This is a genomic window from Prevotella sp. P3-92, assembly GCF_002251205.1.
In the GTDB taxonomy this organism is placed as follows: Bacteria; Bacteroidota; Bacteroidia; order Bacteroidales; family Bacteroidaceae; genus Prevotella.
Map to the genome: position 1 here is coordinate 1 of NZ_NPJE01000001.1, position 22,880 is coordinate 22,880.

Annotated in this window: 25 protein-coding genes and 2 pseudogenes; 22 read left to right on the plus strand and 5 right to left on the minus strand. The window is 44.5% G+C overall.

The genetic code is table 11. From position 1 onward, the window contains the following. Positions 1-107, minus strand: a pseudogene (locus CIK93_RS13820) (IS982 family transposase); the annotation flags it as partial. A gap of 177 nt (positions 108-284) precedes the next feature. On the opposite strand from CIK93_RS13820, the gene CIK93_RS00005 reads away from it, so the two are divergent. The 13 genes from CIK93_RS00005 (at position 285) to CIK93_RS13975 (ending at position 7,692) form a co-directional block, all read left to right on the plus strand. Further along, positions 285-887, plus strand: coding sequence for a YqiA/YcfP family alpha/beta fold hydrolase (locus tag CIK93_RS00005; protein ID WP_094391577.1), 603 nt, complete (start codon positions 285-287; stop codon positions 885-887). A gap of 27 nt (positions 888-914) precedes the next feature. Beyond that, a complete protein-coding gene (trxA, locus tag CIK93_RS00010; RefSeq protein WP_022121765.1) occupies positions 915-1,214 on the plus strand; it encodes a thioredoxin in 300 nt (99 codons plus the stop codon). 4 nt (positions 1,215-1,218) lie between these two features. Further along, entirely contained in the window at positions 1,219-1,515 is a 297-nt protein-coding gene (locus tag CIK93_RS00015; RefSeq protein ID WP_094391578.1) for a nitrous oxide-stimulated promoter family protein, read from the plus strand. A 16-nt stretch (positions 1,516-1,531) separates the two neighbouring features. Next, positions 1,532-2,167 carry an HAD-IA family hydrolase gene (locus tag CIK93_RS00020; RefSeq protein ID WP_158215443.1) on the plus strand — a complete coding sequence of 212 codons (636 nt, stop codon included), beginning with the start codon at positions 1,532-1,534 and terminating at the stop codon, positions 2,165-2,167. Between the two features lie 4 nt (positions 2,168-2,171). Beyond that, positions 2,172-2,549 carry a YccF domain-containing protein gene (locus CIK93_RS00025; RefSeq protein WP_094391580.1) on the plus strand — a complete coding sequence of 126 codons (378 nt, stop codon included), beginning with the start codon at positions 2,172-2,174 and terminating at the stop codon, positions 2,547-2,549. Positions 2,550-2,581: 32 nt separating this feature from the next. Further along, entirely contained in the window at positions 2,582-2,785 is a 204-nt protein-coding gene (locus CIK93_RS00030; RefSeq protein ID WP_094446228.1) for a hypothetical protein, read from the plus strand. A gap of 175 nt (positions 2,786-2,960) precedes the next feature. Then, on the plus strand, positions 2,961-3,587 hold the full coding sequence (locus CIK93_RS00035; protein WP_094440158.1) for a hypothetical protein: 627 nt from the start codon (positions 2,961-2,963) through the stop codon (positions 3,585-3,587). Beyond that, the gene (locus tag CIK93_RS00040; RefSeq protein WP_094446209.1) at positions 3,584-4,414 is read left to right on the plus strand and encodes a nucleotidyl transferase AbiEii/AbiGii toxin family protein; all 831 of its coding nucleotides are present in this window, start codon (positions 3,584-3,586) and stop codon (positions 4,412-4,414) included. The genes CIK93_RS00035 and CIK93_RS00040 overlap by 4 nt, the downstream gene beginning before the upstream one ends. Before the next feature lie 167 nt (positions 4,415-4,581). Beyond that, the gene (locus CIK93_RS00050) at positions 4,582-5,097 is read left to right on the plus strand and encodes a pyridoxamine 5'-phosphate oxidase family protein (RefSeq protein WP_094446210.1); all 516 of its coding nucleotides are present in this window, start codon (positions 4,582-4,584) and stop codon (positions 5,095-5,097) included. A 91-nt stretch (positions 5,098-5,188) separates the two neighbouring features. Further along, the gene (locus tag CIK93_RS00055; protein ID WP_094446211.1) at positions 5,189-6,079 is read left to right on the plus strand and encodes an AraC family transcriptional regulator; all 891 of its coding nucleotides are present in this window, start codon (positions 5,189-5,191) and stop codon (positions 6,077-6,079) included. 82 nt (positions 6,080-6,161) lie between these two features. After that, a complete protein-coding gene (locus CIK93_RS00060; RefSeq protein WP_094446212.1) occupies positions 6,162-6,698 on the plus strand; it encodes a flavodoxin family protein in 537 nt (178 codons plus the stop codon). A gap of 25 nt (positions 6,699-6,723) precedes the next feature. Then, positions 6,724-7,539, plus strand: a complete 816-nt coding sequence (locus CIK93_RS00065) for a carboxymuconolactone decarboxylase family protein (RefSeq protein ID WP_094446213.1) — start codon at positions 6,724-6,726, stop codon at positions 7,537-7,539. Positions 7,540-7,560: 21 nt separating this feature from the next. Continuing rightward, on the plus strand, positions 7,561-7,692 hold the full coding sequence (locus tag CIK93_RS13975; protein ID WP_256387567.1) for a hypothetical protein: 132 nt from the start codon (positions 7,561-7,563) through the stop codon (positions 7,690-7,692). A 182-nt stretch (positions 7,693-7,874) separates the two neighbouring features. Here the strand turns inward: CIK93_RS13975 and CIK93_RS00070 are convergent, their stop codons facing one another. Further along, entirely contained in the window at positions 7,875-9,167 is a 1,293-nt protein-coding gene (locus CIK93_RS00070; protein ID WP_094446214.1) for an ATP-binding protein, read from the minus strand. A gap of 1,166 nt (positions 9,168-10,333) precedes the next feature. Here CIK93_RS00070 and CIK93_RS00075 point away from each other — a divergent pair. Beyond that, a complete protein-coding gene (locus CIK93_RS00075; RefSeq protein WP_094391588.1) occupies positions 10,334-11,086 on the plus strand; it encodes an EFR1 family ferrodoxin in 753 nt (250 codons plus the stop codon). 438 nt (positions 11,087-11,524) lie between these two features. Here the strand turns inward: CIK93_RS00075 and CIK93_RS00080 are convergent, their stop codons facing one another. After that, positions 11,525-12,076, minus strand: coding sequence for an NUDIX hydrolase (locus CIK93_RS00080; protein ID WP_094391589.1), 552 nt, complete (start codon positions 12,074-12,076; stop codon positions 11,525-11,527). 86 nt (positions 12,077-12,162) lie between these two features. Beyond that, positions 12,163-12,975, minus strand: coding sequence for an MBL fold metallo-hydrolase (locus CIK93_RS00085; protein ID WP_094391590.1), 813 nt, complete (start codon positions 12,973-12,975; stop codon positions 12,163-12,165). 193 nt (positions 12,976-13,168) lie between these two features. Here CIK93_RS00085 and CIK93_RS00095 point away from each other — a divergent pair, with 193 nt between their 5' ends. From CIK93_RS00095 to CIK93_RS14055, 3 genes and pseudogenes are all read left to right on the plus strand, one after another. Continuing rightward, entirely contained in the window at positions 13,169-13,804 is a 636-nt protein-coding gene (locus CIK93_RS00095) for a nitroreductase family protein (protein WP_094446216.1), read from the plus strand. 37 nt (positions 13,805-13,841) lie between these two features. Then, positions 13,842-14,597: pseudogene (locus tag CIK93_RS00100) on the plus strand (MBL fold metallo-hydrolase); the annotation flags it as partial. A gap of 15 nt (positions 14,598-14,612) precedes the next feature. After that, complete coding sequence (locus tag CIK93_RS14055) at positions 14,613-15,092, plus strand: N-acetyltransferase (protein ID WP_371591459.1); 480 nt, start codon at positions 14,613-14,615, stop codon at positions 15,090-15,092. A 150-nt stretch (positions 15,093-15,242) separates the two neighbouring features. Here CIK93_RS14055 and pyk read toward each other — a convergent pair whose 3' ends face one another. After that, the gene (pyk, locus tag CIK93_RS00105) at positions 15,243-16,667 is read right to left on the minus strand and encodes a pyruvate kinase (protein ID WP_094391593.1); all 1,425 of its coding nucleotides are present in this window, start codon (positions 16,665-16,667) and stop codon (positions 15,243-15,245) included. A gap of 192 nt (positions 16,668-16,859) precedes the next feature. Here pyk and pyrB point away from each other — a divergent pair, with 192 nt between their 5' ends. From pyrB to CIK93_RS00130, 5 genes are all read left to right on the plus strand, one after another. Then, positions 16,860-17,807, plus strand: coding sequence for an aspartate carbamoyltransferase (gene pyrB, locus CIK93_RS00110; protein ID WP_094391594.1), 948 nt, complete (start codon positions 16,860-16,862; stop codon positions 17,805-17,807). Next, positions 17,804-18,250 (plus strand): aspartate carbamoyltransferase regulatory subunit, encoded by a 447-nt coding sequence (locus CIK93_RS00115; protein WP_094391595.1) that lies wholly within the window; start codon positions 17,804-17,806, stop codon positions 18,248-18,250. The genes pyrB and CIK93_RS00115 overlap by 4 nt, the downstream gene beginning before the upstream one ends. 150 nt (positions 18,251-18,400) lie before the next feature. Further along, entirely contained in the window at positions 18,401-20,779 is a 2,379-nt protein-coding gene (locus CIK93_RS00120; RefSeq protein ID WP_094446217.1) for a TonB-dependent receptor, read from the plus strand. 87 nt (positions 20,780-20,866) lie between these two features. Beyond that, entirely contained in the window at positions 20,867-21,271 is a 405-nt protein-coding gene (gene mce / locus CIK93_RS00125; RefSeq protein ID WP_094391597.1) for a methylmalonyl-CoA epimerase, read from the plus strand. 33 nt (positions 21,272-21,304) lie between these two features. Continuing rightward, positions 21,305-22,870 (plus strand): acyl-CoA carboxylase subunit beta, encoded by a 1,566-nt coding sequence (locus CIK93_RS00130; protein WP_094391598.1) that lies wholly within the window; start codon positions 21,305-21,307, stop codon positions 22,868-22,870. Positions 22,871-22,880 lie beyond the last annotated feature (10 nt).

The window sequence follows — 22,880 nt, forward strand, 5'->3', positions numbered from 1 at the left end:
ACTCCGCTATTGTCTTCCAGCAAATTTCCTGCATTTTCTGCATCAAAATGTTTGCAAAACTCGTCTATAATACAAAATAATTCTGTAACTTTGCAATCGGTAGTCATATTAAATATTTTTGTAACTAATTGATTTTCACCTATAAAGATACAAAATATTTGTAAGACTACCAACTTTTTACAAGCTATTTATTATCCCGAACTGGGGTATTATTTTATTTTCTCTCAGATAAATGAACTTGCATTCATTTTGTATTGTCTTCGTTTTGCACTATCTTTGCACACATGAAGAAGATACTTTTTCTACACGGATTCTTCGCCACGGGCAGTTGTCCGATGGCGAAGGCATTGAAAGAGGCGTTTGAGGGGACAGCGGTGGTGCTGACTCCCGACCTCCCATTGCACCCCAAGGAGGCACTGAAGGAGATTCGCTCCATCATCGACCGGGAACAGCCCGACTTACTTCTGGGCAACAGCTGCGGCTCTTTCCTTGCCCAGATGCTGGCTCCGGTGGTGGGCATCCCTGCCCTGCTGGGCAATCCGTATTTCATGATGACGGAGTTTCTGAAGGAGCGAATCGGAGAGCATGAATACAAGGCGCCGAGAAGAGACGGCAATCAGCGGCTGGTGATTGACGAGGCGTTGATTAAGGAGTTTGCGGAGTTGGAAGCCGTACAGTTTGACCATTGCACCCCATATTATAAGAATCGTGTGTGGGGACTATTTGGTGAACAGGACACCCTGGCTCATTTCGCCCCTCTCTTCCTAGAGCATTACAATCAAACCTTCCATTTCCCTGGCGGTCATACGCCTACAGAGCAGGAGGTAAAGACCTGGTACGCTCCCCTTGCCAAGAAAATGTTGATGAAGTTTTCAGTAAACTTTTAATCGTTTCACGGAGATAGATAAATAATTATGGAGACATTCAATAATGTAATAAACAGTGGCCAGCTTGTTCTGGTCGATTTCTTTGCTACATGGTGCCAACCTTGCAAGGCGATGCACCCCATTCTGGAGCAGGTGAAGAGTGTGTTGGGCGACCGCATCCGAATCATCAAGGTGGATGTAGATAAGTATGGCGTAACAGCAAGCCAATACCGCATCCAATCCGTGCCTACACTGATGCTCTTCCGCAACGGAGAAGTATTGTGGCGCACAAGCGGTGTGGTAGATAAAGCCGAACTGCTGGCTACGCTTGATCCATTCTTAATATAAAAAGATGAAAAGAATAAAGGAAGAGCAGCGAGTTGTGGAGCAGATGATACGTTTGTACTGCAGGAAGAAGGAGGGCAATAATGAATTATGTCCTGGGTGCCAAGAGTTGCTACAGTACGCTACTGCAAGGCTGGAACGCTGTAAGTTTGGCGATAACAAACCAACTTGCAAGAAGTGTCCCATCCACTGCTATCGCCCTCAGATGAAAGAACGAATGTGCAAAGTGATGCGCTGGGCGGGACCGAGAATGATTTGGTATCACCCGATAGCTGCCATCAAGCATGTCATAAGAGAATTGTAACAATAAGAAAATGAGCATGAAACAGATAGAAACACTCGTCTTTGATTATGGAGGTGTCATCGTGAATATTGATGATGCCTCTGTTGTAAAAGCCATGGAGAGCCTGGGCGTTACGGCGTTCATGCGACTAATCCATGTCCGCAAGATCAAGAGACTGATGCACCAATATATTAATGGTCTGGTAGCGGAAGCAGAAACTTTGAAAGAGATGCTGAGCCTTTGCCGCAAAGGAACCACAACAGAGGATATTGAAAAAGTACTTGAAGAGCTGTGTGGCAATCTGCCTATGGAAAGACTGGAGGCATTGGTCAAGCTTCGGAAACGATACAAGGTCTATCTGCTCAGCAACATCAACGACACGCTTTGGCAGAAATCGGTCAGTCTGATGAAGCAACAGGGATATTCCACAGACGAGCTGTTTGATGAAATCTTCCTCTCATACGCCATGCGGAAAGAGAAGCCATCCATCGAAATCTATGAAGAGATGAGACAGCAGACAGGATTGAATCCTGCCACCACCCTCTATTTCGATGACCGTGCCGAGAATGCCGAGGCTGGCAGAAATTTCGGCTTTCAGAGCGTACTGGTAAAGACCAATCATCTGGAAGAGCATCAGGAATGGCAAGAAATTAACAAGAATATAAAAGAATAATCTTATGCGCATAATAGGAAACTTACTTTGGTGGCTCTTCGGAGGTCTCGAAGCTGCCATCGGTTATTTTACCGGAAGTCTGGCTCTTGCATGTACCATCATCGGCATTCCCTTTGCGATACAGACATTCAAGATTGGTCTGCTCTGCCTATGGCCTTTTGGTTCTACAGTAAGAGAATCGAATAGTCCAACTGGTTGCATTCGCATTCCGCTGAATTTACTCTGGCTGTTTTTCGGAGGATTGTGGGCTTGCATCATGCATCTGTTCTTCGGCATTCTCTTATGTATAACCATTATCGGCATTCCTTGGGGAAAACAGCATTTCAAGATGGCTGGGCTTTCGCTCGCACCATTCGGCAAGGATGTAGAATTGGGATTTTAAAGTGATAAGAAGAAGTTGAAGGAAATATGGCAATAACTATTGATACAACAAACCTCTGTTCGCATCTTCAAAAAAAGTTGTTTGAACCTGAGGGAATATATTATCCTATCTGGCAAGCCATGCAGAATGATGAGGGGTTGACAGCCGTGGTTCGCTCACGACAGCTTCATATTTATCGTAACGCTAAGAAGATTCTCATTCTCGCTGGCAAGGCTCAGCCGAAGATGCAATTCTGATGTGGGCAATGAGAATGCTATGGAACAGGAGCACTATTCAGACTCGGAGTATGTAGCCTGATTTCTGCATCAATGTTTAGCGGTCTAACTAAGCAACTTGTTAAAATAGCCAAAAATAGAACAGAAAAGCAAGTAAAAGTTCGTTTTCTATTCCAAATTTTACTATTTTTGCACCATGATAATGGATTTAGAACATATAGGTAACATACCAGTCAGTACTTCAGCTATAGCTTCATTGTTTACAAACATTGAAGCAGGAAATCAGAAAGTACGCAGTCTTGAGGCGGCTCATAAAATTATCCGACTCAAGAAGGGGCTTTATGTGGTAGCCCCAAATGTGTCTCGTGTTGCTCTATCCACAGAACTGATAGCCAATCATCTTTATGCTCCTTCGTATGTGTCTATGCAGACAGCCTTACGTTATTATGGATTAATACCAGAAGCTGTTTATACTACTCAGTCTATGACACTAAAGCACTCCCGTAGTTTTGATACTCCTGTCGGGCGTTTTGAGTATAAGAACATGTCAAGAGAAGCCTTTTCAATAGGGATTACAAGCATCAATATGCAGAGTTACGCCTTTCTGATGGCAACACCAGAAAAAGCTCTCTGTGACTTAATCGCAAATTCTCCGAAGGTTAATTTACGTTACCTGAAGGATGTAGAGAACTATTTGGAGGAGGACATCCGAATGGAAATAGATGATTTCAGAAATATGGACATAAGTATATTTGAGCGATATGCTCAGGTTGGAAAAAAGTCTAAATCCATAGAAACTCTAATTAAATATTTAAGGAAATGAATACAAACGAGATATTCAATCAAATGCTTTCGAGCTATGACATAACGACCGAACTGCAAAAGCGCAATGCTATCTTTGAGGTCAACCAGCAGATTATTCTTTCTGGTCTTTACAATGGTGGCTTTTTCAACGAGGCAGCTTTCTATGGTGGAACATGTCTGCGTATATTCCATGGATTGCAGCGTTTCTCTGAGGATATGGATTTTTCCCTGCTTGCTCCGAATGAAAACTTTGATTTTACACATTATTTTCAGCCCATCATTGACCAATTCGCTATGGTGGGTAGAGAGGTTGAGATCAGAAAGAAGGACAAAAAGAACTTTGGCAAAGTGGAGTCTGCCTTTCTGAAAGACAACACAGATGTATATGATATTACATTCCAAACTGAGAAATCTGTTAAGATCAAGATTGAAGTTGATACTCAACCTCCTTTGAAATTCCAAACAGAACAGAAGTTGCTTCTGCTCCCCCAATCTTTCATGACACGATGTTTCACTTTGCCAGCTCTCTTTGCAGGAAAGATGCATGCACTGGTGTATCGTGCCTGGAAGAACAGAGTCAAGGGACGTGATTGGTATGACTTCGAATGGTATGTTCGCCACAATGTTCCTCTTGACTTTACTCACTTGTGCGAAAGAGCCTTACAGTTCAATCACGAAGAGCTTGACAAGGAGACGTTCCTTCAAAAACTGAATGAAAGACTTACCACGGCAGACATGAATCAAATAAAGGCAGACGTGTTGCCTTTTGTCAGGAATCCCAAAGAGTTGGATATTTGGTCGAATGACTATTTTATGGAACTTGCAAAAATGATCAGATTTGAATGAAAGAAGCATTTCGATAACATCTGGGCTGATCATTTCACCGGAAATCCTGCATCAGGAAAGGTCATGGAGAAATGCGGTTTCGTCGATACTGGTATGTTGAATAAATGCAGCCAGCTCGTGGGTGGCGACAAGGATATGGTTAAAGTATTTAAGTACAAAGAATAACAATGAGAAAGGAATCAAGAGCAATGGATAGTGAGTGGGCTTTGGAAGTAATGCACAAGGCTCCGTATATAACGGTCAGTTTTATTGACGAAGACGGCAAGCCTTATGGTTTACCCCTGTCACTCGCATCAGATGATGATGTGAATTGGTATTTTCATGGTGCCTTGGAAGGCAAGAAACTGGAGGCAATCAAGGCTCATCCTGAGGTTTGCCTTTCGGCCGTAACCCGTTGTGCGCCTACGGTTGGTCCGAAGGACGGCAGTTTCACCCTGCAATTCAAATCAGCCATTGCATTCGGCAAGGCAGAAATCGTGACAGAGGATGCAGAGAAGATTCATGGCCTCCGACTGATCTGTGAACGTTTCCTTCCTCAACACATGGATGCTTTCGACCAGAGCATCGCCCGTTCCCTATCGCGCACGGCTGTTGTTCGCATCACGCTTACTGAGCCACCAACCGGCAAGCGCAAGCAATATGATAAGGAAGGCGTGGAAATGAAATATGGAAGAATGGAATAAATCTCCGATAATGGTAATATCTTCCGAAAACCAGGTATAAGCTCTTTAGGAGAATGTGCGTATCTTTGCAGAAATTTAAAAGCATAGGATTATGAAGGAATTATTCTTTAATACCATACAGGAGTTTAACGACTTCATAGGGGTGAAAACGCTTCATCCCATGGTAAGCGTTGTGCGTGTAGAGAATGCCTCTCCTATACAGGAGGCTGTGCATCACTACGGACTTTATGCCCTCTTTCTGAAGGAAAACAAGGGCTGCAAATTGTCATACGGAAGAACAGAATATGATTTTGACGAGATGACCGTCACCTCGTTTGCTCCAGGACAGTCGATTAAGGTAGAACCCATTCCAGGTGTTCCGTTTGCCAAATATACGGTATTGGCTTTCCATCCCGACCTGCTCAACCGCACCCAGCTTGGCAAAAACATCTCCCGATACGAGTTTTTCGACTATACAAGCAACGAAGCATTACACTTATCCACTGCCGAGGTAAACATCTTCCGTGATGTGCTCTCAATGATTAAGCAGGAACTGCAGCATCCTATAGATAAGCATTCGCGCGAACTCATCGTTTCTAACATCGAGTTGTTGCTGAACTATTGTCTGCGCTTCTACGACCGACAGTTTATCACACGCGAGGAAATAAATCATTCGGTGGTCAAGAAATTCATCTCTCTGCTCGATGAATACATTGCCCAGAAGGCGGAGCATGAAGGTCTGCCTACCGTAGCTTACTTTGCCGACAAATGCTGCTATTCGCCTAAATATTTCGGAGAATTAGTCAAGACCGAGACAGGCAGAACTGCAAAGAGTCTGATTAACGACCGACTGCTTTCTGCAGCCCGCCAACTACTTGATGATGAAACCCTCAGCATTACACAAATCAGCCAGCACCTCGGCTTTGAATATTCTCAGCACTTCGTCCGCTTTTTCAAGGCACAGACGGGCAAGACACCAAGCGAGTATCGCAAAACTGCGTAGATATAATGAAGTATGTATAGAATAACTGTTATTCTTAATACATTGAAGAGTTCCTGAAGAAGAATTAAAAAAAAATGATACAATGAAGAAAATAATCGTAATCTCTACCAGTCTGCGTACTGGTTCAAATAGCGACATGTTCGCTAATCAGTTTATTGAAGGTGCCAAGGCTGCAGGGCATGAAGTGGAAAAGATTTCGCTTGCAGGAAAAGACATCAAGTTTTGCAAAGGCTGTCTGGCATGTCAGAAGTTGGGCAAGTGTGTCATCAAAGATGATGTGAACGACATCATGCAGAAGGTGCTGAATGCCGATGTGGTTTGCTGGGCAACACCTATATATTATTATGAGATGAGCGGACAAATGAAGACCCTCATCGACCGCATGAATGCTTTGTACTCGCTCGACTACAAATTCCGAGATGTTTACATGCTCACTACTGCTGCCGAAGATGAACCAGAAGTACCGAAACGTGCTGAAGCTGGATTGACTGGATGGATTGACTGTTACCCTAAGAGCCATCTTGCTGGCACGCTGTTCTGCGGAGGTGTTGACGCGCCACGCACCATCGAAGGCAACCAGAAATTGCAGGAAGCATACGAGTTAGGAAAATCTGTTTAAGGAATAACTATTAAGGAGGGCTTTTATGAAAGCTTTTGCAACATTCATCATATTAACGACTATTTCATTTAATATAATGGCACAACAGAAAATAGTACAGACAGCAGGGCGCACCCAGCTGGGTGAGTTTGCCCCGGAGTTCGCCCACCTCAACGACGACATCCTCTTCGGAGAAGTATGGAGCCGCAATGACCTGCTTTCATTGCGCGACCGCAGTTTGGTAACAATCACTTCGCTCATCAGCCAAGGAATCACCGACAACTCACTGAAATATCACTTGCAGTCGGCAAAGAATAACGGAATTACCCGCACGGAAGCGGCAGAGATTATTACTCACATCGCCTTCTACGCCGGCTGGCCAAAGGCCTGGGTTGCCTTCAATCTGGCAAAGGAGGTATGGAACGAGGACGTGAAAGGAGAAGATGCCAAGGCTGCATTCCAGCGTGAGATGATATTCCCTGTTGGCGAACCCAACACCGCTTACGCCAAATACTTCAAAGGTAATAGTTATCTGGCACAAATATCCGACAGTCAGATACCTTTCTTCAATGTTACCTTTGAGCCTGGTTGCCGTAACAACTGGCACACGCACCACGCCACAAAGGGTGGCGGACAGATGCTGGTAGGCGTAGCCGGACGTGGCTGGTATCAGGAAGAAGGCAAGCCTGCGCAGGAAATCCTCCCCGGCACAGTCATCCATATTCCTGCCAACGTGAAGCATTGGCATGGTGCCGCAAAAGACAGCTGGTTTGCCCACCTCGCCTTTGAAATACCTGGCGAAAACACATCCAACGAATGGCAGGAGGCTGTAAGCGATGAGGAATATAACAAGATAAAATAGCAACTATATGATTTTACAATTATGAAGAAGATAAAGTTAAGCAATGGCGTGGAAATGCCACAATTGGGTTATGGTGTTTATCAGGTGGAACCTGATCCAACCCTACCCTCACCCAGATTGGCGAGAAATATGGCAAGACTGCTGCACAGGTAGCCTTGCGCTGGCTGTTGCAGAGCGACGTAATCATCAGCCGTGATGTAATCAGCGACATGCACACCACTGAGTTCCACATGATGCTAACTTCCGATCATTAAGGTCATTAAGGATTTCCGGTTATTCAAGATGTCCCAAGTTGTCCCTCAATGCCCCTCTATCTTATAAATAGGGTCCACTAATTATTCGATTATTGCAGATACAGAATATAAAGGATAATTGGCAAGCCAATCCTGCTCTCTATAAGGTGACATAGATAGGCGCACACCTTTTAATCCCTGATTACGTTCCACAAACACCCTCAGACTCTTAGCTTGTAAATTTTCCTCAGCCTTTACTTCTATCGGAATGATTCTTTCCTCATCCTGCACCAGGAAATCAATTTCACCACGTGAATTATCTGCCGACCAATAATAGATTGACAAAGAAGCTTTCTCCTTAAGCTGCTGCAGGACATACTGTTCTGTCAGCGCCCCTTTAAAATCAGAAAACAACACATTTCCTTCCAACAAGCTTTGGATAGGAATATTGCTCATGGCTCCCATCAGTCCCACATCAGACAGAAATAACTTAAAAGCAGAGAAATCTTCATATGCAGCCAAAGGCAACAGGGCCTTCTTGCAGCGGTTCACCTTATAGATTAACCCTGCATCTTTCAGCCATTCGATGGCGAGCTCAAAATCCTTTGCTCTGGCCCCTTTCTTCACAGCACCATAGATAAATTTCTTGTTTTCCTTGGCGAGCTGGGATGGAATGGATTTCCATACCATTCGGATACGTGGAACTTCTATAGCCGGTGCATGTTTGGAAAAATCACGCTCATACGCTTCAAAGATTCCTTTTTGAATGTTTCTGACTTTAGACAGATTCCCCTCACAGACAAAAGACTGGACTACAGCCGGCATTCCCCCTACCAGATAATACTGTCGCAGACATTCCTCGAATTTATTCCGGAACATGGTTATCATATTCCAATCCTTTTTCATGAGCAGTTCCACCATCCTACTTTCACCGATTGCATCCAAAAATTCAAAGAATGTAAGGGGGTATAAATGCATAAAATCTACCTTACCTACAGGAAAAGAGTCATTCTGATGCATCGCAATTCCGAGCAATGAACCTACAGCTACGACATGATATTGAGGTGCTTTTTCTGCAAAATACTTTAACGCGGTGATGCCCCTGGGCGCTTCTTGTATCTCATCAAGGATAATAAGCGTATTCTCATCAATAGAAACTCCTGTACTCCATTGTATGCTATTAATAATGCGGGAAATATCAAAGTCATGCGCAAAAACTTCCCGGAGCATTTCATTGTCTTCGAAGTTCACATACGCACTATGGTTATAGGCCTCTTTGGCAAATTCTTGCATCAGCCAGGTTTTGCCAACCTGGCGGGCTCCAAGCATGACCAATGGCTTTCGGTCGTTACTTGCTTTCCATTGATATAGGTAGTCGATGGCTTTTCTCTTCATAACTATCTGATTGCTTGATGATTTCTGAATGCAAAGATACATTTTTTATTTCAAACCACGCCAAAAGTCGTCCTTAAAAGTGTAGAAAACCACAAAAAGTCGTCCTTAAAAGTGTAGAAAACCACAAAAAGTCGTCCTTAAAAGTGTATTTCCAGTGGTCATATCCTAATAGATATTACCTCTACCTTATAGTCTTCTGTCTCTGTCTGCGTCATGTTAAGGACAAAAGTAACAACAAGTACCATTCCCAATCGGAGGGAAGCCAGAAATCAAAATCATGGATCCACGGAGCACACAGAGCACACAGAGCTCACGAATCATCGGAATTACAAACTGCCCTTCCCATCAGGTTAGACAGTTTCCCGTCAAGTCTTCGATAGTTTCTCGCTATTATCTCGTTCGACGTTCGTTGCTCTTTCGTTCGTTTTTCGCTTGTTCCTCGTTCGGTCCTCGTTCGGTCTTCGATAGACTAACGAATAACGAACGAGAGACGAACGAGAGACGAACGAGGACCTAACGAGAAGTGAACGAGAAGTGAACGAGAACCGAACGATAACCGGTCGGGTGGCAATCGAGCAATCATGCTCCTTATGTTGCAACCAGTTGGAGGTATTTGGAATAGTACATGTAAACATAAATGAATGATTTTTAGTTGTATGATATATGGTTTTTTGCTAAAGCGCCTTTTTGTTTACGACGCCATCATTTTGGTATTTACAAATGTACAACATCACACCCCCTAAATGCAAATATTCGCCCAATTTTGAGCTGATATTTAATTTTATTTAACTTATTTATAGATTTTTTATATAAATCACATATCAATTCAAGCTAAACATTTCGGTCAAGAGACAATAGTCAGCCAATATAGTGATATATCTTTTGTGCCTAACGAACCCACATAGGCTTCCAGATTATCTGTAATTAATATTTATCTTCAACATCCATCTTTAGTTATTTTTTAGACAATATTGTAGAAGTTGGCACAGCTGCTCATTTTTTAGATCTTTGTGTCATCAGCAATGTTATTACCTCATCCTTCGTTTTCATAGTGTCACCAGTTATATCATGACCTAAAAAACGATGGAGTTCAAAAGATTTCCATACAAAAGTACCAAAATTAAAAAAATCTATGGTACTTTTGTATCAATAATAGCAAGACGCGAATGGTTTTTTATTTTTCAGGAACAGGAAACAGCAAACATGTGGCACAATGCCTGGCGCATGCCACAAAAGAAAAGTGTGTGTCAATAACAGACTGCATGAGGAATGGCGAATTTTCATTTTCCTTATGCAAGGACGAACGCGTCGGATTTGTCACCCCTGTCTATTTCTGGGGGCTCCCCGACATCGTTGTAAGGTTTCTCAATCTGTTGAATATTACAGACTTGCGACATCACTTCATCTACCATGTGGTTACATTCGGAACTTCCACGGGGCAAGCACATTATATGATGCAACAACTACTGAAACATAAAGGCTTGTGGCTTGATGCAAAGTATAATGTGAGGATGGTGGATGTATGGACTCCCCTATTTGACGTGTCGAATCACGAGAAGTGCATGCGAAAAACGGAAGAAGCAGAAAAGACCATTACCCAAATAACGGAATGGGCTGTGGCTCGCAAGGCAGGCAACTTCGATTACCTGCGCCTTCCCCATTGGTTGGCACGCTGGTATTACCTCACCTACGACAGCCAGCGCAAGACCAAGCATTTCCACGTGATGAAAGACAAGTGTATTGGTTGCAATCAATGTGCGCATCAATGTCCAGAACAAGCCATAACGTGTAAGGACGGTTATCCTGTTTGGACAAAAGAGAAATGCACGCTCTGTCTGAAATGTCTGCACCACTGTCCACAGTTTGCCATACACTATGGTCATCAAACCATAAAACATGGTCAGTTCGTGCATCCATAAAATTGCTCACACAAATCACACCAGAATATAAGATATCAGCATAAATTAAAAATAATGGTCAAAATATTTGGATTTTAACATAGAAAGCGGATTTTTTTGCATTGGTGCTCCCTTTTAATGTCACACGGAAATTCTGGAGCAGCGAAGACAGAGTGAAAGCTCGGTTTCACTATGCTGAGTCGTGACAGAATTAACCTATGGTAAATTCTGGAGCAGCGAAGACAGAGTGAAAGCTCGGTTTCACTATGCTGAGTCGTGACAGAATTAACCTATGGTAAATTCTGGAGCAGCGAAGACAGAGTGAAAGCTCGGTTTCACGATATTGAGTCGCAAGAGAATAAGCCAAAGGCAAATCACGGAAATCACAGAAATTTTTATTTAGTTGTCTGAAAGCAAGAAATAAAACTTAGCGTGTGATCCGTGTGAGGGTTTGACAGTTTACGTGCGTGTGGCAAAAAACTTCCATAGTGGTGCCAACATCAATGCCTGGCAGAACTGACCAGAACGTAGCATCTCATAGACTTCATCTTTATCGCGAAAGAACACTTCCAAATCTTCCGTGGCATCAAGGTGCGTATCGGAAACGAGTTCTACACCCTCTGCCAAATAGGTATAGCACAGATTATTCATCACACTGGGATTTGGAGCCGTAACAAGGAATTGTGTCCACGTTCCACCACCAAAACCTGTTTCTTCTTGAAGTTCACGTTTTGCTGCATCCATAGGATTTTCCCCTTTTTCTACCACACCTGCAGGAATTTCGGTTGAAACAATCTTCAAACCATGCCGCCATTGCCGCTCCAGAATCATCTTACCATCTTTTGTTATGGCAATAACATTAATCCACGTAGGATATTCTAACGTATAATACTCATCGTATATACGACCATCAGGTAACTCAACCTTTTCCACCTTGGCGGTTAGCCAATTGCGCTTGAACAGATATTTCGTTTCAAGCGTTTTCCATTCCATTTCCTTATCACTTCTCATGATGCGTTATCGGATTTTATGTTCATGCAATATATCTGTTACAAATTTACTCATTCTTTTCTAAACTTATAGTAAGAAGTCGCCTACTACCAAGTGATGGTATCGCCACCATGAAACTGATGCAACCTATCATTCTGATCTGACAGCATGTCGAAACAATGATCACCCGTACAATGGCCTGTATAGAACGTAACGTTGGAATATGTTTCGCGCAGACTGGCAGAAATGGCTTGCAACTGCGTATCGGTTTCGTAGTGTTGATCCAGATGGGAATCTAAAAGATGGAAGCCACCTATTGCCACGTCAAAAGGTTGTTTTACCGTCTCCAGTATGTTCAACAGTCCATTGTGGGCACAACCAGTGAAGAGCACTCCATCCACCAAGAATACGAGTTCGTGATGGAACGCATCGGCTGTAAGACTATCATCCGAAGTACGGATTAAAAGATTTTTATCGCCCAAGGGTAGTGCGTGGTGTTGCATGATATGGGCATAGACCTGTACGGGCCCCACCGTGGTATTGTTATCGACAAAGACAAAACGGTCTTGATACCTATCGAAATCAACATGACTGGTTATGGAATGTTGATAGCGACGCACCGATACATACTCCGCACCAGGAATCTGTGCAGAAAGTATGACCTTAGCTTTGCTGTTGATGGTAAGAAACGCATTCAGTCCACCTATATGGTCGCTATGACCATGGGAAATCAAGCAGTAGTCGATGTCGGATAAATCGATGTCCAACAGTGCTGCATTGCGGACAAAGAGATCCGATGCCCCTGTGTCGAGTAGAAACTTACCCGATGGGCCCTCCATATAGATAGAGAGTCCATGTTCTGTTTCCAGTCGTGCATCATTGGTACGATTATCGCTCAGTATGACCAATCGGTTATTCATTGTTTTATGTCTTTTATGTGATGGGGAATCTCCACGATAACGCGACCCTCGGTTATCAAGGTGTAAAGGTAGTGCTTTTTTTTAAGAAATGATAAAAATGCCACCTTTTTCATGAGTATTTCACAATTATTGGTTATCTTTGTATGATATAAGTTACATTGATACCATTCATTAGGCATAACAGTTAGCAGAAATGAAAATGAAGAAGATTTTATTAGGAATGGCTGTCGCGCTGACGCTTACGGCATGCAACGAGAACAAGCAACAGGTAACGACCGCAACAGATACTGCAAAAACGGTGACAGATGTGATGATGAGTCGCAGAAGTATCCGCGCATACAAAGACTCTGTCATCAATCGTGAGACCCTGAATGAGATTCTGAAATGTGGTATCAATGCCCCAAACGGTCAAAACCTACAGTCGTATGAAATCAGAGTGATTGACTCTCCTGCCCTCATCGACTCTATTACGCAAGCCGTAGTAAAAGACAATCCGAAGATTGCTGAGCGTAAAGGTTTTAAGAACATCTTTGTGAATGCTCCCTGTGTGATCTGCATCGCCAACAATACCGAATACGACATGTCGCAGATAGACTGTGGACTGCTGGGTGAGAATATCATTCTCTCGGCATGGGATAAAGGTATCGGTTCATGCTGTCTGGGAAGTTCTGCACGCTGGATACAAGATTCTCCATCTGCCAAGCCATTCCTTGACCGCATGGCATTCTCCAAGGGTTATCAGCTACTCTACTGTATTGCCTTAGGTTATCCAGCAGAGACTCCATACGCAAAGCCAAGACGCGATGACATGATCAGATATATGGAATAAGAACCTGATAAGCATTCGGACAACAAAAGACACGATGATACGACTCACCTATCTCTTCCACAGCGGTTTTGTTTTGGAAACAGACCATTGCGTGCTAGTATTTGACTACTGGATGGATCCTGCCCAAAAGATGGAGCGCTTTATTGGACCACAAAGTCAGAAACCAATATATGTCTTTGTCAGTCATTTCCATGAAGACCACTTCACGAAAGAGATCTTCACATGGAAAGCCACCACGCCTGATATCACCTATATTCTATCAAAGGATATTCTGAAACATCATAGAGCGTGCAAAGAGGATGCTGATATGTGGATGACCAAGGGTATGGTGTGGAACGACAGCCATATCCAAGTGACTGCTACTGGCAGTAACGACAGTGGGGTCAGTTGGATAGTAGAGACCGCCGGTTACCGCATCTTCCATGCAGGTGACCTCTGCAACTGGTTTGCCCGTTTTTTGGCAGAGGGCACTCCTGAAGGAAAAGTGTATAGCGAAGAATGTGACCAATGGATAGACCCTGTGGCAGAAGAGAAGCAGTTTTTGGGCGAGTTGAAAGACATCAAGAAGATTGCCGATAGCTTCGATGTGGTTATGTTCCCCATAGATGGTCGTATTGGCAATGGATATACATTAGGAGCACGCCAGTTTATAGAGCGCTTTAAAGTAGGATTATTGGTTCCCATGCACTTTGTGATGAGCGGTTTTGACTCTGCCTGGCGCATGGAACCATTCTGCCAAGAAAAAAAAGTTCCGTTTTGGTGTATCAGAAACGAGGGAGATAGCATCACACTCGCAGACCATCTCGTCATCAGACAGACTGCACCAGAAGACCTGCCACGCCTCAAGGAGATTTTTGCCATTGCCCGGAAATTCATGAGTGAAACAGGCAATCCAGGGCAATGGGACGAGAACTATCCTGGTGATCAACTCCTTCGTGAGGATATGGATAATGGCGACAGCTATGTAATACAAAAGGGCAACACCATTGTTGCCACCTTTGTATTACGTGGTGGAACAGATCCCACCTACAATGTCATCTACGACGGACAATGGTTAAACGATGAACCGTATGCTGTCATCCATAGGGTGGCAAGTAGTGGAGAGGTGAAAGGGGTTATCCGAGTTGTACTGGACTTTGCACGCCGGCAATATCGGAACATCCGAGTTGACACACATGCCGACAACAAAGTGATGCAACACCTGATGCAGAAAGAGGGATTTCGATACTGTGGCGTTATCCACTGCTGGAACGGTACAGAGCGACTGGCATACCAGTATGTGCAATAGTAAAAGGTGGCACACGTGAAACTAAGAAATAGTTTGTTTTCTATTAAACTTTCACTATCTTTGAAATGACACTACAAAACAATGCCCGACCATAGATGAAGCATATTCGTCAATGGTCGGGCATTAAGATATGTAATAATGTGTATGTCTTTATTCTGAAAGATGGAATTTAGATACCTCGCTAACGGTATTGATTTCCAAAAGTTTTGTTCCACCACCATCGCTGATGTTTCCCGACAAGTAGGCAATCTTGTCGTCAGCCTGAAGATAACCTTTCTGACGAAGCATACGAACCGCAGCTTGGAAAAGACGCTGCTTAGAGATATGGTCTTTCTGGAAAACAGGAATAACACCATACGACAGGTTGAGCAAACGCTGAAGTTTCTCGTTATAGCAAACAGCAAGTACGGGGTTGGGACCACGGAATGCAGCCAAATCACGGGCAGTCCTGCCACTTATCGAATCGATGATAATACCTTTGACACCCAAGCGTTCTGTTGCCTCAATGGCACTATGCGCCATAAATTCACGAATGTCGCAGTTGGGAGACAGAGGAACCTCGATATCGTTCTCGCGCAATTTGTCACATTCAGCCTGTTCGGCAATGGTCGCCATGGTTTGTACAGCCTCAACAGGATATTTTCCGCTGGCTGTTTCACCACTAAGCATCAATGCGTCGGTACGATAATAGATAGCATTGGCGATATCGGTCACCTCAGCACGTGTAGGACGCGGATTATTGATCATGGTATGCAGCATCTGGGTTGCCACGATAACAGGTTTGCGTTTCTGCACGCACTTACGGATAATCTGACGCTGAATACCAGGAATACGCTGAATGGGAATCTCTATACCAAGGTCACCACGCGCAATCATGATACCATAGCTGGCATCGATAATCTCATCGATATTATCAACACCCTCTTGGTTTTCAATCTTTGAAATGATCTTGATATCAGAATGATAAGCATCGAGAATCGCCTGTACGGCACGAACATCGGCAGCAGAACGCACAAAACTATGAGCAACGAAATCGATATCTTCTTCGATAGCCAACATGATGTTATGACGGTCTTTGTCGGTCAATGCAGGCAGGTCGATATGACGTCCCGGTACATTGACACTCTTGTGGCTACCCAGTTGTCCATCATTCTGTACCTGTGCAATAACAGCAGGTCCGTTGATATCCAGTACCAACATATCGAGTGCACCATCATCGAAGAGAATGTGGTCGCCCACTTGCACATCGTTGGCAAAATCAACATAAGAGAGATTGATGATATCATGCTCTGTATCCACTTCAGGACGACCGAAGATCTTCACCACATCGCCCGTTTTATAATCAATCGGCTGGTCACAACCGGTAGTGCGTACCTCAGGACCTTTAGTATCAATGAGCAAGCCAATATGGTGGCTCACAGCACGTGTATTGCGGATAATCTCACGCAGACCGTCTTCTGAAGCATGGGCGGTATTCATGCGCACCACGTTCATACCGGCATCAAAAAGTTGTCGAATAAAATCCTGACTGCATCTGCGGTCGCTGATGCTGGCAACAATCTTTGTCTGTTTCATATATAGATATTAATTAATGTATATTCTTGACGTAAGTAACGAGGGGGATGCTTGCATAGGAAAAGCAATACCAACCGACTAAGATTTTGCAAAGTTAGTCTAAATTACGAAAATTACAAAATAAAATAGCTGCAAACTGTCGATAATTCGATTTTTTGCTTTAACTTTGCATCATATTAACAAACACCTAATATGGAAAAGCATGATTTTGTGACTATTGCCAATCTCACACGAGAAAAAATTCTCTATATGATTGAGATGGCACAGGAGTTTGAGCGCCATCCCAACCGCGAGTTACTCAAAGGAAAGGTTGTGGCTACACTCTTCTTTGAACCTTCCACCCGCACCAGACTTAGTTTTGAAACAGCAGCCAACAGACTCGGAGCACGCGTCATCGGTTTCGCAGATCCGAAGATTACCAGTGGTACAAAAGGCGAAACGCTGAAAGATACCATTTCTATGGTTGCCAACTACGCAGACGTTATCGTGATGCGCCATTATATTGAAGGCGCTGCACAGTATGCTGCGGAAGTTACCGATGTGCCCATTGTCAACGCGGGCGACGGTGCCCACCAACACCCCTCACAATGTATGCTTGACCTTTACAGTATCTACAAGACCCAAGGTACCCTTGACAACCTCAACATCTACCTGGTGGGAGACTTGAAATATGGACGTACCGTCCACTCCCTTCTGATGGCCATGCGTCACTTCAACCCCACATTCCATTTTGTGGCTCCGAAAGAACTTGCCATGCCGAAGGAATACAAAATCTATTGTGAAGAGCACGGCATCAAATATCAGGAGCATACCGCTTTCAACGAGAAAGTCATTGCTGATGCCGACATCCTCTACATGACACGTGTACAGAAAGAACGCTTCTCAGACCTTATGGAATACGAACGTGTGAAGAATGTATATATCCTCAACAACGATATGTTGAAACTGGCAAAGCCCAACATGAAGATTCTTCATCCCCTGCCACGTGTCAACGAAATTGCATACGATGTTGACGACAATCCACATGCTTATTATATCCAACAGGCAGGTAACGGACTCTTTGCGCGCGAAGCCATCTTCTGCGATGTGCTCGGCATCGATTTGTACCAAGTAAGAAACGATCAAACCATTATCCCATGAACAAAAACGAAATGTTGGTTGCCGCCATCGAAAACGGCACCGTAATAGACCACATACCTTCTGAGAAAACATATCAGGTGGCACAGTTGCTCAATCTTGACAAACTTAGTTCTACCGTCACTATCGGCTATAACTACAGATCGAAGAAGCTCGGCAAGAAAGGTATTATTAAAGTAGAGGACAAATGGTTTACCGACGAAGAAATCTCACGGTTGTCGGTCGTAGCACCTAATATTGTGCTCAATATCATCCGTGACTACGAAGTAGTAGAGAAAAAAACGGTATGTACACCCGATGAGATTAAAGGCATTGTAAAATGCAACAATCCAAAGTGTATTACCAACAACGAACCGATGCCTACTTATTTCCATGTCACCAACGGCATCCTCACCTGTCACTATTGCGAAAAGGAACAAGATATTAATAAGGTGGAACTGGTATAAGCCATTCCCCACCCTTTTGACCATATCACCCCCGACAATCGCCACACAACAGAGCGACTTGTCGGGGGTTTCTGCATAACGCCAAGCGTTTGGCGTATGAAAACATCACATTTCACACAATAAATCCGCCCCGCACTCGTTATACTGATAATGAAACTGCAAAGAGTCATCATCACTATACTCGCACTACTCACCTATTCATGGGCAGAGGCACAGTCGTTCTCACTATCGGGAAAAATTCTCGATGAAGACGGTCACGGCCTACCCTTGGCAACAGTCAGTTGTCAGGAGCAACATGCCACAACCATTGCCAATATCAAAGGCGAATATTCACTCCATCTTAAATCGGCAGACTCTGTCAAGGTGCGTTTTTCGATGATTGGCTACCAAACCAAGACACGCACCCTACGCCGTCCCAAAGGACGTCAACGCATGGTAGTGACGCTTTACCCTGCCACTACACTCAACGAAGTTGTAGTGACACAACAAAAGCGCCAAACCAATACCATGCAACAACTGAAATCCGATGCTGTCCGCCATGCGCCATCAACAGCAGGCAACGGCATAGAGGAACTCGTTCAACAGCAAGCAGGCGTCTCCACCCATAACGAACTGTCGAGTCGATATAATGTCAGAGGCGGTTCGTTTGACGAAAACTCAGTATATCTGAATGGTACGGAAATCTACCGTCCCATTCTGGCAAAAACCGGGCAACACGAAGGACTCTCCATTATCAATTCAGACCTGGTCGATAAGATAGGATTCTCGTCGGGAGGTTATGAAGCAAAATATGGCGGTAAGATGTCCAGCGTGCTCGACATCACCTATCGCAGGCCGAAACAATGGGAAGGCAATATACAAGCAAGCCTGTTAGGTGGATCAGCTTATGTGGGCTATGGCAACAAGCATTTCTCTATGTCTCATGGGTTGCGTTATAAAACCAACAGATACCTACTGGGCAGTTTGGAAACAAAAGGAGAATATAAACCACGATACCTCGACTACCAAACCTATCTCAGTTGGCGTCCAAACCAACAATGGGAAATTGAGGCATTAGGAGACTATTCAGAAAACAGATACCACTTCACACCCACAGACCGAGAGACCTCATTCGGAACGATACAGAACGCAAAGACCTTCAAAGTATATTTCGACGGACAGGAGCGTGATCTGTTTCGTACTGCCACAGGAATGACTTCCGTCAGTTTTAGTCCCTCCAATAAAACCATAGTGCGTCTGCAAGGGTCAGCCTTCCATACCCGCGAGCAGGAACGCTATGACATACAGGGACAATATTGGCTTGATGATACACAGACTTCTGAAAACCTCGGAGTAGGCACCTATCGGGAACATGCCCGTAATTACCTGACTGCTCATGCAGAACAACTCCAACTGACAGCATCCCATCGCAACAGCCGCCATCATTGGGAAGCAGGTTTCACAATGAAATGGGAGCACGTCAAGGAGCAGTCGAAAGAATATGAGATGCGTGACTCCAGCGGCTATAACATCCCCCATAAGAGCGACCGCCTTGACATGATTTACTCGATGAACAGTCGCCAACAAGTGACATCCACCCGAACAGAAGCATACCTACAAGACCAGATAAAATGGCAGTTGGGCACCGACAGCCATCAATCCTATTGCACCTTGAATATCGGCTTAAGATGGGCAAGATGGAATTTCAATAGCGAGTCAACACTATCTCCGAGACTGAGTTTTGCCATTATACCAGCCTTCAATACCGACATGACATTTCGTTTGGCAACAGGCATCTACTACCAGTCACCTTTTTATAAAGAGATGCGCGATACGACCACCGCCAATGGTGTAACGATCGTGGCGCTCAACAGTCATATCAAAAGTCAACGCTCCATCCACATCGTAGGTGGATTCGATTATCAGTTCCGTATGTTGGGACGACCATTCCGATTCACAGCAGAAGCCTACTATAAGAAATTAGACCACCTTATTCCATATAACATGCAAAACATGAAAATCGTCTATGAGGGTAATAACATCGCCAAAGGCCATGCCACAGGAATCGATTTCAAACTCTTTGGTGAGTTTGTTCCAGGCACAGACTCATGGCTGACCCTCTCGCTGATGAGTACCCGACAAGACATCAATGGTATCAGCACACCATTACCCACCGACCAAAGGTGGGGTGTCAACCTTCATTTCACAGACTATTTCCCCGGTACCGAACGATGGAAGATGACGCTTCGCCTTGCTTTCACAGACGGACTCCCCTTTGGTGCGCCACACCGCGGATTAGAACAGCAGCAATTCCGTGCGCCAAGCTATAAGCGAGCCGACATCGGAATGAACTATCTGATAGCAGGACAGACCTCATCCAAGCGCAAGGGTCTGCGCCATATCTGGCTCGGTATAGACCTGCTCAATGTGTTTGGTACAGCCAATGTCAGCAACTACTATTGGGTAACCGATGTGACCAATCAACAGTATGCAGTCCCCAACTATCTTACGGGCAGACAAGTAAACGGAAGAATCACAATCGACTTTTAATTAGTGTTAATTCATTGGTGTTTTTCGTTTCCGTAACTTTTTATTAGTATCTTTGCAGCAGATTTAAATACATTAATTTAAAACAACATGAAAATTTCGCACATTGAGCATCTGGGCATCGCAGTCCAGAGCATCGAAGAGAGCCTCCCTTACTTCGAAAACGTATTGGGACTCAAGTGTTATGCCGTTGAAACGGTAGAGGATCAGAAAGTTAAAACCGCATTCTTGAAGTGTGGTGAAGTGAAACTCGAACTGCTGGAGCCGACATCACCCGAAAGCACTATCCAGAAGTGGCTTGACAAAGGCAACAAGGGTGTACACCACGTAGCTTTCTGTGTAGAAGACGGTGTTGCCAATGCATTGGCAGAGGTTAGCGAAAAGGGCGTTCGTCTGATTGATCAGGCTCCCCGTAAAGGTGCTGAGAACCTCAACATTGCATTCCTCCACCCCAAATCAACCGCAGGTATCCTTACCGAGCTTTGCGAACACTAATAGATCATTCAAGTTAAGAATCAAAATACAATTATGTCTAAACAGTTAGAAAAAATCAAGCAGCTCATCGAGAAGCGTGAGAAAGCTCGTCTCGGTGGTGGTGAGAAAGCCATCCAGAAGCAGCACGACAAAGGAAAATATACAGCACGTGAGCGCATTGAGATGTTGCTCGACAAAGGCTCTTTTGAAGAATACGATATGTTCAAGGAACACCGTTGCCACAATTTCGGCATGGAGAAGAAGCAGTTCCTTGGCGATGGTGTAGTAGCCGGTAGCGGTACTATCGACGGTCGTCTGGTATTCATCTTTGCCCAGGACTTCACAGTTCATGCAGGTTCTCTCTCTGAGACCATGAGCCAGAAGATTTGCAAAGTGATGGACATGGCCATGAAGATGGGTGCTCCCCTGATTGGTATCAACGACTCAGGTGGTGCCCGTATTCAGGAAGGTATCAACGCTTTGGCAGGTTACGCAGAAATCTTCGAGCGTAACATCCTCGCTTCGGGTGTTATCCCACAGATTTCAGGTATCTTCGGTCCTTGCGCAGGTGGTGCAGTTTACTCTCCTGCTCTTACCGACTTCACTCTGATGATGGAAGGCACCTCATACATGTTCCTCACAGGTCCAAAAGTAGTAAAGACCGTAACAGGTGAAGATATCGACCAGGAGCACCTCGGTGGTGCAAGCGTTCACGCTTCAAAAAGTGGTGTAACCCACTTCACCGCTAAAACAGAGGAAGAAGCTATTGAAATGCTGAAGAGTCTGTTGAGCTATATTCCATCTAACAACATGGAGCAAGCTCCTCGCAAGGAGTGCAACGACCCCATTGACCGTTTGGAGGATTCCCTCAACGAGATCATCCCTGAGAATCCCAATGAGGCATACGATATGTACAAGGTAATTGGTGCTATCATCGATAATGGCGAGTTCTTTGAAGTACAGCCTAAGTTTGCTAAGAACATCATCGTAGGTTTCGCTCGTTTCAATGGTCAGAGTGTCGGCATCGTAGCCAACCAGCCTTCTTGCTATGCAGGTGTGCTTGACGTAAATGCTTCACGTAAGGGTGCACGCTTTGTACGTTTCTGCGATGCATTCAACATCCCCATTGTATCACTCGTTGACGTACCAGGCTTCCTCCCCGGCACAGGCCAGGAGTACAACGCAGTCATTCTGCACGGTGCTCAGTTGCTCTACGCTTACGGTGAAGCTACAGTACCCAAGATTACTGTTACCCTGCGCAAATCATACGGCGGTTCTCATATCGTTATGGGTTCAAAACAGCTCCATACCGACCTCAACTACGCATGGCCTTCAGCTGAAATCGCTGTTATGGGAGCAAGTGGTGCTGCTGCTGTTCTCTATGCGAAGGAAGCTAAAGCCAAGAAAGAAGCAGGTGAAGATGTTAAGTCATTCATTGCCGAGAAGGAAGAAGAGTACAACGAACTCTTTGCCAATCCTTATCAGGCAGCAAAATATGGCTATATTGACGACGTGATTGAACCACGTAACACTCGTTTCCGCATCTGCCGTGCGCTTGCTCAGCTTGCCACCAAGCGTGATGCACTGCCCGCTAAGAAGCACGGTAACATTCCGATGTAAAATATCCCGT

Coding starts and splice junctions, on each gene's coding strand:
- CIK93_RS13975 (WP_256387567.1), top strand. CDS start 7,561: ATGAAGAAGATAAAGTTAAGCAATGGCGTGGAAATGCCACAATTGGGT.
- CIK93_RS00085 (WP_094391590.1), bottom strand. CDS start 12,975: ATGAATAACCGATTGGTCATACTGAGCGATAATCGTACCAATGATGCA.
- trxA (WP_022121765.1), top strand. CDS start 915: ATGGAGACATTCAATAATGTAATAAACAGTGGCCAGCTTGTTCTGGTC.
- CIK93_RS00065 (WP_094446213.1), top strand. CDS start 6,724: ATGAAAGCTTTTGCAACATTCATCATATTAACGACTATTTCATTTAAT.
- mce (WP_094391597.1), top strand. CDS start 20,867: ATGAAAATTTCGCACATTGAGCATCTGGGCATCGCAGTCCAGAGCATC.
- CIK93_RS00035 (WP_094440158.1), top strand. CDS start 2,961: ATGATAATGGATTTAGAACATATAGGTAACATACCAGTCAGTACTTCA.
- CIK93_RS00115 (WP_094391595.1), top strand. CDS start 17,804: ATGAACAAAAACGAAATGTTGGTTGCCGCCATCGAAAACGGCACCGTA.
- CIK93_RS00060 (WP_094446212.1), top strand. CDS start 6,162: ATGAAGAAAATAATCGTAATCTCTACCAGTCTGCGTACTGGTTCAAAT.
- pyk (WP_094391593.1), bottom strand. CDS start 16,667: ATGAAACAGACAAAGATTGTTGCCAGCATCAGCGACCGCAGATGCAGT.
- CIK93_RS00055 (WP_094446211.1), top strand. CDS start 5,189: ATGAAGGAATTATTCTTTAATACCATACAGGAGTTTAACGACTTCATA.
- CIK93_RS00020 (WP_158215443.1), top strand. CDS start 1,532: ATGAAACAGATAGAAACACTCGTCTTTGATTATGGAGGTGTCATCGTG.
- CIK93_RS00120 (WP_094446217.1), top strand. CDS start 18,401: ATGAAACTGCAAAGAGTCATCATCACTATACTCGCACTACTCACCTAT.
- CIK93_RS00080 (WP_094391589.1), bottom strand. CDS start 12,076: ATGAGAAGTGATAAGGAAATGGAATGGAAAACGCTTGAAACGAAATAT.
- CIK93_RS00050 (WP_094446210.1), top strand. CDS start 4,582: ATGAGAAAGGAATCAAGAGCAATGGATAGTGAGTGGGCTTTGGAAGTA.
- CIK93_RS00040 (WP_094446209.1), top strand. CDS start 3,584: ATGAATACAAACGAGATATTCAATCAAATGCTTTCGAGCTATGACATA.
- CIK93_RS00025 (WP_094391580.1), top strand. CDS start 2,172: ATGCGCATAATAGGAAACTTACTTTGGTGGCTCTTCGGAGGTCTCGAA.
- CIK93_RS00075 (WP_094391588.1), top strand. CDS start 10,334: ATGGTTTTTTATTTTTCAGGAACAGGAAACAGCAAACATGTGGCACAA.
- pyrB (WP_094391594.1), top strand. CDS start 16,860: ATGGAAAAGCATGATTTTGTGACTATTGCCAATCTCACACGAGAAAAA.
- CIK93_RS00015 (WP_094391578.1), top strand. CDS start 1,219: ATGAAAAGAATAAAGGAAGAGCAGCGAGTTGTGGAGCAGATGATACGT.
- CIK93_RS00130 (WP_094391598.1), top strand. CDS start 21,305: ATGTCTAAACAGTTAGAAAAAATCAAGCAGCTCATCGAGAAGCGTGAG.
- CIK93_RS00070 (WP_094446214.1), bottom strand. CDS start 9,167: ATGAAGAGAAAAGCCATCGACTACCTATATCAATGGAAAGCAAGTAAC.
- CIK93_RS00095 (WP_094446216.1), top strand. CDS start 13,169: ATGAAAATGAAGAAGATTTTATTAGGAATGGCTGTCGCGCTGACGCTT.
- CIK93_RS00005 (WP_094391577.1), top strand. CDS start 285: ATGAAGAAGATACTTTTTCTACACGGATTCTTCGCCACGGGCAGTTGT.